Raw genomic sequence first — 11,421 nt, 5'->3', positions numbered from 1 at the left:
GGATTAAATTCCATATTATGGAAATGTATTTAAATTTAAATAATTGAAAATCATATCCTTATGTAAAAGGTACGGTTGTGGGGAGCTTATTCTATAAATTAATTATAAAATGGAAAACACTCACAACCTGAAGCTTTTTATTGTAGATGATGATCAATTCTGCTCAAGCATGTATGAGCGGTATTTAAAAAATCACCATTACAGTGATATTACCATCTTCAGCAACGGCACGGAATGTCTAAATGCGCTTCATCTTAAACCCGATATTATTTTCCTTGATCACAACATGGAGGATCTCAACGGCTTTGAAGTTCTGAAAAAAATAAAACGCTACGATCCGAATATTTATGTAATTATGGTTTCGGCGCAGCAAAGTATTGACACCGCTGTAGATACGCTTAAATACGGTACTTTCGATTATTTGGTAAAAGGAAATGATGTCTGCGAAAAAATGAAGGAGACCATAGAAAAGATTGTAAGCATCAGGCAGGAAATGGCCCAGAATAAATTTAAAACAATCAGAAGGTTTTTTTCATTTTTATTTTAAAGCCATGTTGAAAAAATTACTCTTTTACGCAATTGTCCTACTGTCGGTGCTTTCGTGTAAGACGTATAACGTTCTGGAAGAAGAAAAAGCCACACGGAATATGCAGGATTTCAGCTTTGATCCGTCCTATCAGTACAGGATCCGGAAAGATGATAAAATTACCTTGTCGGTATGGGGGCAGGATGATCTCAGTGTAGGCTCGGTGTACGGAATCTATAACTCCAATGAAGTGTACGGAAAATGGCTGCTGGTAGATGCCGGCGGAAATATTGAAATTCCGAGGCTGGGAACTACGCCGGTGATCGGGAAATCCGTTCCGGAACTTAAAGAAGAAATAAAAAACAAGCTTAAAAAATGGCTGGTGAATCCCATTGTTGATGTAAAAGTGCTCAACAAGGAAATTTCAGTGATGGGAGAAGTCCGTAATCCTGCGGTAATCCAGGTTGATAAAGATCAGAATACCCTGCTGGAGCTGGTCTCCAAAGCCGGAGGTTTTGAAATGTATGCCAATCTGAAATCAGTCAAAATATTAAGACAGGAAGGCGAAAATGTGAGGGTAACCAATATAGATCTTACTCAGATGAAGGATATTCCTAATCAGAATATTGTACTGCATCCCGGAGATTACGTTATTGTTCCTTCCAAAAAAAGCAAAGACTTCGATAAGCGAATTTCTACCATTATCCCGTTTGCTACGGTTACATCTGCTGCGGCAATATTATTCGGAATGTTATAACGATTACCATGAACAACGAGAATGTAAGATTTTTAAAACCTCTGTTAAGAGGGCTTCCCATTGTAATTGCCGTGATGGTGATTTCCGTATTGGGTGCAAAAAAATACCTAAATTACGTTACCCCGATGTACGAAAGTACTGCCAAACTGAAATTGGCAGACACCCAGGAAGGTGTTCCCAGTGCCAATCTTTTTAAAGATTTTGATGTCTTTGCATCGCCCAATAAAATAAGCACTGAAATTGAAGTCCTGAAATCAACATCATTAATTGAAAAAACACTCGGAAAATTACCTTTTTCAACGGAAATATACCGAAAAGGGAAAGTCCGTTCCGTAGAATTATTCAATGATTCTCCCATTAAGGTAGAAGCAACTTTTAATGATAAAAAAAACGATGATAAAAAATTTCAGCTTGTTGTCACTTCACAAAATCAATACACTTTATTAGTGCCGGATTCATCAAAAGAAATAAAAGGAACTTTCAGTATTCCGGTAAACATCAAAGGCGGAAAAATAATAATCTCAAAAAATGAAGAGTATCTTTCGGGAAAACGGGATGCAAAGATCATTGATCAGTATGAGTTTGAATTTCTGAGCAGGGAAAAACTTTTAGATAAAATCAATAAAGACCTGGATATTGTTGCGGTTGATAAAGATGTTCCCGTTATCAGGATCAATTTTAAAAGTAATGTGCCTGAAAAAGCTTCACTCTTTGTGAATACGCTGGCTGAAACTTATATTCAGGATTATATAGAAAATAAATACCGTGCTGCCAATACCACGGTAGATTTTCTTAAAGGTGAGATCGGACAGGCCAACAACAAACTTTCGGATGCCGAAAACAGGATAGAACATTACAGGGAAAAGGAAAATATCATCAATATCCCGCAGGAAACCGAAACGGATCTCAGGAAAATTGCACAGCTGAAAATTCAGAAAAGCAATATTAAAATGGATCTTGATGCCATCAAAAGTCTTAACAGCTATGTAGAAAATGGAAAAGATAATTTTCCTGATCTGGCCACAAATTTTGAGGCTTTCAACGATCTTCTTTCAACGGAAATGATCAAAAATATCAAACAGCTGCAGGCTGAAAAAAAGGAACTTCTTCTTACCTACACTCCCGAACATGAAAAAGTGAAAACCATCGATGCTAAAATAAAAGATCTTACCGATTATCAGATCGAAAGCATTAAAAATACACAGAATAATCTCCAGATCAAGTATAATGATCTGAACCGCGATATCAATGTTGCCGAACAGGCTTTTGTAGGGCTGCCGGAAAAAGAAAAACTGCTCAACATTATGAACAGGGAATTTAATCTTTATGAGAAAAATTATAACTTCCTGAATGAAAAAAGGATAGATGCGGAAATTGCCAAATCTGCCAAAATTTCTTTTCATAAAATCATTACCAGAGGAGAGCTTCCCGAACACCCGGTGTCTCCCATGCGCTCCATTATCATTATTGTTGCCGCTGTTATGGGAATGATCGGTTCAATCATATTGATTTATGCTGTTCATTTTGCCAAAGCTAAAGTAAATGATATTTACACCATTGAAAAGAACAGTTCAGTTCCTGTTGCTTTTACGACGCCTTACATCAGAAATAAAGACCAGGTAATGCACCATTTCCTTGAAAATATCCTCGAGATGGATCTCAAAGGTATTCTTAAAGAAAAAAAAGTCATCTGTCTTACCTCTTACGACGATGCTTCTCAGCATGCTTTTCATGCAGAACATATGATAAAGGCGTTAAATGCTCAGTCAAGAAATATATTGGTAGTTGATGTTGCCGGAACATTAAAAAATACAATCGGAGGTCAGTATATCCATTGTTCAGCGGAAGAAAACCTTCAGCATACTGCTCATGAAATGGAAGAGATCATCCACCGGAATATGGAAGATAAAGACCTCTGCATTATTAATAATCAGGCTATAAAACAGGGAAAACTTCCCTTGATGTTCCTGAAACTTGCCGATCAGAATATTTTTCTGCTGGACAGCCGGAAAACTGCCGCCCGAAATATCATGAATGTAGAACTCCTGAAAGATGAATACCATCTTGATAATCTATGGTTTGTCCTAAACAAAGAAGGATATAACCCAAGCCTGATGACCACAATTATGAAGATGCTGAAAAAATTCAGATCATGAAAAATATTTTTAAAATCGTACAAAAACATTCTTTTCTTGTCTTGGCTGACCAGATGATATTCAGCGGATCTAATTTTCTGCTGGCATTTCTTCTGGCCAGGAAATTAAGCATTTCGGGTTTCGGATTTTTTTCATCCGTTCTTTTGATAACCTATCTTTTGGTTGCAGTTTCTAATGCGCTTATTGTACAGCCATTTCAGATTCTGGCGGCGAAAGAATTCGGTAAAAAATCACTGGGGTTTGTATTTCAGGCTGCACTGCTGCTGCTATTGATTTTTGCCTTGCTGATATTTTCGTCTGCATTTTTACCGTTTTCAGTTTTGACAATTTTTCAGCATCATATTTTTTCTATTATAATTTTTATATCAGCATATATTTTACAGGATTTTCTGAGAAAAGTGTTGCTGATAACAGACAAGATTAAGCTTGTACTTATTATCGACAGTATTTTTCTCCTCGTTTTTCCCCTAATCGCTATCCAGGAAAATCTTTCGCCCGGTAAAAGTTTGATGATCATTGGATGGGTCAATGGTATTGCTTCCATACCGGGAATCTACCATATCGTAAGGAATTCGGATTTAAGCATTAAAAATTCCGCTCTCTGGAAGTATCACTGGAATGCGGGAAAATGGTTCGTAAGCGCATCCCTTTTACAGTGGTTTTCATCGAATTTCTTTACGCTGGCTGCCGGAATATATTTAGGGGCGAGTGCGTTGGGAGCTTTACGACTGGTGCAGTCGTTTTTTGGAGTCATCAATATTATCCTGCAGACAGTAGAGAATTATTATATTCCTAAAACAGCAAAGCTGTACTATGAGGATCAGGAATCAGCAAGAAAAACACTGTTTAAAAATATGGTACAGTGGATGACGGCCCTTGGAATCGTCATTGGGTTATTCTTCGTTTTTTCCCAACCGCTGATTGCTTTGCTTGGCGGTGAAAAATACCGTCAGTACGGATTTGTAGTAAGGCTCATTTCGGTACTGTATCTTTTGATTATTTACAGTTACCCAACCCGCATTTCCATCAGGGTGCTTGAACAGAATAAAGCATTTTTTACCGGATATTGTATTTCTTTTTTATTTTCTGTTCTCAGCTTTCATTTTTTATTACAATTCGGAGGATTGTACGGAGCCGTGGGCGGACTCGCCATGAATCAGATTCTGATGATTGCTTACTGGAAAATTCTCCTCAACAAAAAAAAGATTTCACTATGGACATAGTACATCTTATATTAGGAAAAGCGAACCCCGAGAAAATGAACGGGGTGAACAAAGTTGTTTTTAACATTGCTTCCAAACAGGCTTCGCAAAAGATGAAAGTGGAAGTTTGGGGTATTTCGGAAAATACAGAAATTAATTATCCTGCGAGAGTATTTATTACAAAAATTTTTAAAAGAAGGAAAAATCCCTTTTCCATTCCGGAAGGATTGAAAAAAGAAATTCTGAAAAGCCGTCAGGAAACGATCTTTCATTTTCATGGCGGATGGATTCCTGTATTTTCCTCATTGAGCCGGTTTTTAAAGAAAAATAACCGCAGATACGTGATCACGCCGCATGGTTCCTATAACGAAATTGCAATGAAGAAAAGCAAATTTGTTAAAAAGCTGTACTTCAGGTGGTTTGAAAAAAAAGTTATTATCGATGCCCAAAAAATTCACTGTATCGGAGAAAGCGAAATCGATGGCCTTCAAACGCTTCAGCGTACTGATAAAACGGTTTTAATTAATTACGGATTTGAAAAAATAAATTCAGATCGTAATACAGCTACAGCAAATGGACCTGTTGTTTTTGGTTTCGTAGGTAGGCTTGATGTGTACACAAAAGGACTTGATCTTTTGATTGAAAGTTTCACAGCATTTTCTAAAGAATATCCGGAATCCCGGCTGTGGCTTATCGGAGACGGTGCGGAAAAAGAAAAGCTTCATCAGCAGATTAAACAAAATAATCTTGAGAATAAAGTAGAACTGATGGGCAGTAAATTTGGAGAAGAAAAAAATGACCTTATCCGGAAAATGGATGTTTTTCTGCACCCTTCAAGAAATGAAGGTCTTCCGGTTTCTGTAATTGAAGCGGCTGCTTTCGGCAAACCTTGTATTGTTACCAGAAATACGAATGTAGGGCATCTTGTAGAAAAATATAACGCCGGCATTTGCATAGCTTTTCCTGAATCAAAACTTCTTACTGATGCTTTAATTAAAATCTGCAAGATACGGCAAAAAAATAATCAGGAATATCAGATGATGGGCAATAATGCCTTAAAAATGGTAGAACAAGCCTTTAACTGGAATACAATTCTTGATGAAATGAACAGAAAATTATATACTTTCTGAAATGCAAACACCCACTACAGAACATCAGCGCTTTCTCAAAAAGATCAACAATCAGCTTTTTATTATTCTGCTGCTTATGGTGGCTTGTTTTTTTACGTGGAGTGAAAACGTAGCCATTACGAGAGCCATAAAAGTTGTCGGCAGAATGGGAGTGATGATTTCATCTATAATCGTTTATTACAGAATTATTTCTTACGGAAGTGTTAATTCATTAGTATATAAAAATATATTTTCACCGATTTTATATATTGCCTATCTTATCTTAGGCTTTATCTCGTTTTCCTGGAGCACCAATCCGGGATTTAGTGCTTTGCAATGGTTTATGACTTTTCAAAGCTTTGTTTTTGCTTATTTTTTTGTGAAGAGCCTAGCGATACTTGATGTCTATTTTGAAGGTCATTCAATACGGCTGTATCATCTTTTAGGAAATACGGTTTTTGTACTGCAGCTGGTTTTTGTGATCGGCATGTGGACGAATCCGGACGTTTTTTTCCGTCTTACAGACGGAGGGGAAGAAGCCCGTCTGGGGGGAACTTTAATGAACCCCAACGAATTGGGAATGCTTGCCGGAGTAGGCTCTGCATGCCTGATTTTTGATCTTTATCGGTTTAAAAATAAAGTCTGGACCATCATCAAAATTATGATCATTTTATATGCATTATATATGACCGGTTCAAGGTCTTCGCTGATTGGTGTTCTGCTGATCATATTTTTTCATGTTAACCAAACCAAACGGAAAGGACTGAAGCTGGGCATTATTGCAGTGGTTTTGGCAATAGCACCATTTGCAGTGTACACGGTCATTCTTAAAGGCGGAGACCAGTCCAGGCTGGAAGAAGTGATGAGTCTTACCGGAAGATTGCCTTTCTGGAAAGCCCTGATTACAGAAGGGTTGCCCAGGGAACCTCTTCTGGGCTTCGGTTTTATGAGGATTGACTATAAAGAATTCTTTCAGAGTGCTCATACTTATCCCGGAAAAATGACGCACAATACCTTTATGCAGGTACTGATGAACCTCGGTTTTATCGGTTTTACCATCGTTCTTTTTCAGGTATTTTTTACCGTTAAATCCATACTTTCCGCACAGAAGGAACTAAAACTTATGCTGATCGGTATTCTGATACCTATTCTCATCAACTCATTCACCGAATTTGGAATTTTCGGAGAAAGTAACTATGGAATATTATTTTATCAGATCATTATTTTCTCAATTGCATTCCGCAATAATAATCATCTTACGAGAATACAAAGAATAATTCTTCAAAAGAAAAGACCGGATATGATGGGGGCAATTCGAGTTTAAAAATTAGACTTTATTCCAGAATATGGAAAAAAGGTATCTTTTTTATTGTATTTAAATTATTGATAATCATATAATTGTATTTTTGGCAGCGTATTTATATCTCTTTGTATAAAAGCAAGAATTATGAAGACTTTATTTAAAAATACAGGATATAAATTGTACGCCAAAGAACAGCCTGAAAGTTTTAAAATATCTTTTTCTTACATCAGAAACACAGACGGTTCTCTACGCTGGTTTTGGAATTCAAAATCAAAAAAACCATTGTTTTTAAAATTTTATAATGCTTCTTCTTTTAAAGCAAAATTATATGCAATAGCGGTAAAACTGGTATTTGAACTTGGTCTGCAAAATCTGATCTTCGAAAAAGAAATCTTATACTATAAAGTTGAGGGAAATCCTATTTTCAATATCAAATCAGACTGGGCCATGTTCACCGGAACACCCGGACCTAATAATAAGGCTCTGTTGTATACAGCGGGAAGTTTTTATAAAATTGCCTGTACGGAAACAGCAAAAGACCTGTTGATCAATGAATTTGCCAACATACGCTTTGCTTCCGCCAGCCGGTTATATACTGTTCCGAAAACGGTCTTACACAACGGCAATATTCTACAGACCGATGATATGTCAAAAAAAGGCAATCGAAGTAATACCTTTGGAAGAATTCATGCTAAAACAGTGCAGGGTATTACACAGAAATATCAGCGGTGTTGTTCAATATCAGAATGGGGGTATTTTCAGATGCTGAAAAAAGAAATTAATACATTAAGCGATGAAAGAATACCGCCGAATCTGCTAAGGAAGCTGAATTCCCTATTGGAAAAAGTAGATGAAACCGAACGTATCAGCCTTTCTTTTTCTCACGGTGATTTCACTCCATGGAATTGTTTTCTTCACCATAATACGCTGTCGGTTTACGATTGGGAACTGGCTTCCTGCGAAAAGCCTAAAGGATTCGATTTCTTTCATTTCATTATTCAGAAAGGAATTTTGATTGATAAAAGATCTTGGAAATCTATCCTAGACGAAATTAGACATAAAAACAGGCTTACTTTTCATTTTAATGAAGATGAATTGTATCATCACCTGAAATTTTATCTTTTAATCAACATATCAGTTTACCTTAAAATATATTCGGAACAAAAGGAATGGCACCTTCAGATTCATTGGCTGCTGAAGACATGGACAGAAGCGCTGAACCATTTTGCAAAAGAAATATATACGGAAAGGGAGCTGTTGATCATGGATATTTTTGACAGTCTTCACACGATTCCTTACGCAGCGTTGAAATTTCACGATAAGAAACCTGAAAAGCTGAGCCTTGATTCTGACATTGATATTCTGATGTCTTCTCAAAATGCAGAAGGATTAATTCGTTTTCTGAAAAGAAACAGTCTTGCAGAACGTATGGTAGTTTCAAAAAAATCATATATGTACAGGGTCAGGATTATTACAAATGATAAGCAGATTCTTCATCTTGACCTGATCCTGAAAATCCAGTGGAAAGGTTTTGAATTTATGAATGTGAATAAAGTCATCAAGCACTCTGTTTCAAATGAATATGGTGTTAAAACAGCATGCGACAGTGATACCGCCAAATACCTGCATTACTTCTATACTCTTAACGGCAGTGAGATACCGGAATATTACAGAGGTTTTACTGAAAAAAATATTTCAGAAAATAAGCTTGTAAAAATAACGGACCATATTAATCAACTGAAAATGAATACAAAACGAAGAATATCCTTTTTGAAAGACACATTCATATATATCAAAGACACATTCTCAGAAAAAGGATTTGTTATGACCTTCAGCGGTGTTGACGGTGCCGGAAAATCAACAGTCATTTCGGAAATTTCGAATCTTATTGAAAAACGGTACCGCAGACCGGTGAAAATTTTAAGGCACAGACCTTCTTTACTACCGATTTTAAGCGTCTGGATAAAAGGGAAAGAAAAAGCGCATCTTGATGTAGTCAGTTCATTGCCAAGACAAGGCAGCAATAGCAACACATTTTCGTCTTTTGCAAGGTTCTGTTATTATTATACGGATTACATCATCGGGCAGTTTATTATTTATCTGAAATATGTCTTGCGTGGTAAAGTTGTTCTGTATGACCGGTATTATTTTGATTTTATGGCCGATGCCCGAAGGAGTAATATTAAACTTCCCAAATCAATTGCCGAAAGCGGGTATTTTTTCTTAATGAAACCGAAGTTCAACTTCTTCCTGTATGCATCACCAGAGAAGATTCTCAGCAGAAAAGAAGAACTTTCTTATCAGTCGATCTCCTATCTCAATGCAGAATACAATAAACTGTTCTCAAAACTGGGAAAGCATAATAACAGTGCAAAATACATTGCAATTGAGAATAATGATCTGAATGACACTTTAGATATCATCATGAACAGCATCATCACAGCAAAATGAAAATATTGATTGAGAAAATTGTAAAAATGAGAAACCCGGATTTCACGGTAGACCCCGGTTTGAATTCCGGTGCGGTTATGCAGATGATCTGGATTCAGGCGTGCAGTATGCTCCGCGGATTAAGCGTTCTTTTATTTCTTAAAAATCCAAAAGGAATGTTGTTGGGAAAACGGGTAGGTTTTTTTAACCTTTCCAAAATAAAATGGGGACAGTTTTTAAGATTGGGGAATGACGTCTATGTTTCCGCACTGGGAAAGAAAGGAGTGGAGTTTGGCAATAATGTTTCCATCGGGGCTTTCAGCCGGATTATTCTATCCACTTCCATGAACAATATCGGAGAACAGATCAAAATAGGAAATAATGTCGGTATCGGAGAATTTGCCTATCTCGGTGGTGCAGGAGGATTGGAAATTGGTGATGACTGCATTGCAGGACAATACTTAAGCTGTCACCCGGAAAATCACAATTATGAAAATCCTGATGTTTTCATCCGGCTTCAAGGGGTAAGCCGGAAAGGAATTAAAATAGGAAAAAACTGCTGGATCGGAAGCAAAGTTACCATTCTGGACGGTGTGAAAATAGGGGAAGGAAGCATTCTGGCAGCAGGAAGCGTTATCACAAAATCATTCCCCGCAAACAGTATCATCGCAGGAGTTCCTGCAAAACTAATAAAAACAAGAAATTATGAAAACGAATCAGACTATATTGGCGAGTTGCTATGCCGTAAATCCATATAAAGGATCCGAAGATGCAATGGGCTGGAATTTTGTATGCCAGATTGCGAGATTCCGGAAAGTAATTGCTATTACCCGGGAAAACAACAGGGCAAACATAGAAAAATACATTTCAGAACATCCGGACGGTGTGCACAGAAATATCACCTTCCTTTATTTTGACCTTCCTTACTGGATGAGGTTCTGGAAAAAAGGCAGCAGAGGAGCATTACTGTACTATTACCTATGGCAAAAAGGCATTGTTTCTTTCATCAAAAAACAGAAACTGGATTTTGATATCACCCACAATATAAATTTCCATAATGACTGGACCCCGAGTTTTCTCTGGAAACTCCGTAAACCAATGGTTTGGGGTCCGGTAGGGCATCACCCGCTGATTCCGGGTCAATACTTAAATATGTATTCGAAAACACATTTTATAAAAGACAGGCTTACGTGGATGGTTAAGAATTTTTTCTGGAAATTTTCGTCTTCATTACAAAATACCATCAGACATTCCGGACATATCTGGTGTATGAATACCAGTGTTCCGCAGAAACTGAATCTTGCTGAAAGTTCCTATTCTTTGTGTCCTTCAGTTGCAACGGAAGATTTTAAGAAACACGAGGAAATCAGCCCTAAATCAGGATTTACGGTAATAAGTGTGGGAAGGTTTGTCCCTTTAAAAGGTTTTGATTTAACGATACGCTCATTTATAGAATTTATTAATCAGCTTCAGGAAAAAAAACAGTCCGAATGCAAACTCATCCTTGTAGGAGCAGGAGAACAGAAAGCGCTCTACGAAAGCCTGATTGAACGCAGCGGAATGAATGATTTCATTGAAATTAAAGAATGGGTAGAGCGTAAAGAACTTATGAAACTGTATGACAGTGCTTCGGTATTTCTTTTTCCTTCCCACGAAGGTGCCGGAATGGTAGTGCCTGAAGCACTCTGTTTCGGTTTGCCGGTGATCTGCCTGCAAAATGAAGGTCCCGGAGAATTTATCAATCATTCCTGTGGAATTGCCGTTCCGAAGCAGAGTTATAAAAAAACATTGGAAGAATTGAGTCTTGCTTTGATAAGAGTGTATTTAGATGAGCCTCTCAGAAAAAAATTAAGCCTGGGAGCCAGAAAACAATATGTTGAAAAGTTTTCATGGGAGAAAAGGGGAGAGCACCTGGATGAAATTTATAGCAAAATGTAA

Annotated in this window: 9 protein-coding genes; all 9 read left to right on the top strand. The window is 37.2% G+C overall.

Annotation, left to right across the window (positions count from 1 at the left end; all coding sequences use genetic code 11):
* Positions 1–109 precede the first annotated feature (109 nt).
* The 9 genes from ODE14_RS06050 (at position 110) to ODE14_RS06010 (ending at position 11,421) form a co-directional block, all read left to right on the top strand.
* Positions 110–547 carry a response regulator gene (locus ODE14_RS06050; protein ID WP_248392812.1) on the top strand — a complete coding sequence of 146 codons (438 nt, stop codon included), beginning with the start codon at positions 110–112 and terminating at the stop codon, positions 545–547.
* A gap of 4 nt (positions 548–551) precedes the next feature.
* A complete protein-coding gene (locus ODE14_RS06045; RefSeq protein ID WP_263603358.1) occupies positions 552–1,283 on the top strand; it encodes a polysaccharide biosynthesis/export family protein in 732 nt (243 codons plus the stop codon).
* An 8-nt stretch (positions 1,284–1,291) separates the two neighbouring features.
* Positions 1,292–3,439 carry a GumC family protein gene (locus ODE14_RS06040; RefSeq protein ID WP_263603357.1) on the top strand — a complete coding sequence of 716 codons (2,148 nt, stop codon included), beginning with the start codon at positions 1,292–1,294 and terminating at the stop codon, positions 3,437–3,439.
* Positions 3,436–4,662 carry a lipopolysaccharide biosynthesis protein gene (locus ODE14_RS06035; RefSeq protein WP_263603356.1) on the top strand — a complete coding sequence of 409 codons (1,227 nt, stop codon included), beginning with the start codon at positions 3,436–3,438 and terminating at the stop codon, positions 4,660–4,662. Before ODE14_RS06040 ends, ODE14_RS06035 begins: the two co-directional genes overlap by 4 nt.
* The gene (locus ODE14_RS06030) at positions 4,653–5,771 is read left to right on the top strand and encodes a glycosyltransferase family 4 protein (RefSeq protein WP_263603355.1); all 1,119 of its coding nucleotides are present in this window, start codon (positions 4,653–4,655) and stop codon (positions 5,769–5,771) included. The genes ODE14_RS06035 and ODE14_RS06030 overlap by 10 nt, the downstream gene beginning before the upstream one ends.
* 1 nt (position 5,772) lies before the next feature.
* On the top strand, positions 5,773–7,074 hold the full coding sequence (locus ODE14_RS06025; RefSeq protein WP_263603354.1) for an O-antigen ligase family protein: 1,302 nt from the start codon (positions 5,773–5,775) through the stop codon (positions 7,072–7,074).
* Between the two features lie 123 nt (positions 7,075–7,197).
* Positions 7,198–9,504: a hypothetical protein gene (locus ODE14_RS06020; protein WP_263603353.1), complete on the top strand. Its 2,307-nt coding sequence runs from the start codon at positions 7,198–7,200 to the stop codon at positions 9,502–9,504.
* Complete coding sequence (locus ODE14_RS06015; RefSeq protein WP_263603352.1) at positions 9,501–10,241, top strand: acyltransferase; 741 nt, start codon at positions 9,501–9,503, stop codon at positions 10,239–10,241. Before ODE14_RS06020 ends, ODE14_RS06015 begins: the two co-directional genes overlap by 4 nt.
* Positions 10,189–11,421 carry a glycosyltransferase family 4 protein gene (locus ODE14_RS06010; RefSeq protein WP_263603351.1) on the top strand — a complete coding sequence of 411 codons (1,233 nt, stop codon included), beginning with the start codon at positions 10,189–10,191 and terminating at the stop codon, positions 11,419–11,421. The genes ODE14_RS06015 and ODE14_RS06010 overlap by 53 nt, the downstream gene beginning before the upstream one ends.

Origin of the sequence: Chryseobacterium sp. PET-29 (genome assembly GCF_025736815.1) — a bacterium.
In the GTDB taxonomy this organism is placed as follows: domain Bacteria; phylum Bacteroidota; class Bacteroidia; order Flavobacteriales; family Weeksellaceae; genus Chryseobacterium; species Chryseobacterium nepalense.
Note: the sequence above shows the minus strand (reverse complement) of the source record. Positions and strands in the feature narration are given on the sequence as shown.

What these genes read in the sequence shown, in the direction of transcription:
- ODE14_RS06050 (WP_248392812.1), top strand. Translation starts at nt 110, where the DNA reads ATGGAAAACACTCACAACCTGAAGCTTTTTATTGTAGATGATGATCAA.
- ODE14_RS06035 (WP_263603356.1), top strand. Translation starts at nt 3,436, where the DNA reads ATGAAAAATATTTTTAAAATCGTACAAAAACATTCTTTTCTTGTCTTG.
- ODE14_RS06030 (WP_263603355.1), top strand. Translation starts at nt 4,653, where the DNA reads ATGGACATAGTACATCTTATATTAGGAAAAGCGAACCCCGAGAAAATG.
- ODE14_RS06045 (WP_263603358.1), top strand. Translation starts at nt 552, where the DNA reads ATGTTGAAAAAATTACTCTTTTACGCAATTGTCCTACTGTCGGTGCTT.
- ODE14_RS06015 (WP_263603352.1), top strand. Translation starts at nt 9,501, where the DNA reads ATGAAAATATTGATTGAGAAAATTGTAAAAATGAGAAACCCGGATTTC.
- ODE14_RS06010 (WP_263603351.1), top strand. Translation starts at nt 10,189, where the DNA reads ATGAAAACGAATCAGACTATATTGGCGAGTTGCTATGCCGTAAATCCA.
- ODE14_RS06025 (WP_263603354.1), top strand. Translation starts at nt 5,773, where the DNA reads ATGCAAACACCCACTACAGAACATCAGCGCTTTCTCAAAAAGATCAAC.
- ODE14_RS06040 (WP_263603357.1), top strand. Translation starts at nt 1,292, where the DNA reads ATGAACAACGAGAATGTAAGATTTTTAAAACCTCTGTTAAGAGGGCTT.
- ODE14_RS06020 (WP_263603353.1), top strand. Translation starts at nt 7,198, where the DNA reads ATGAAGACTTTATTTAAAAATACAGGATATAAATTGTACGCCAAAGAA.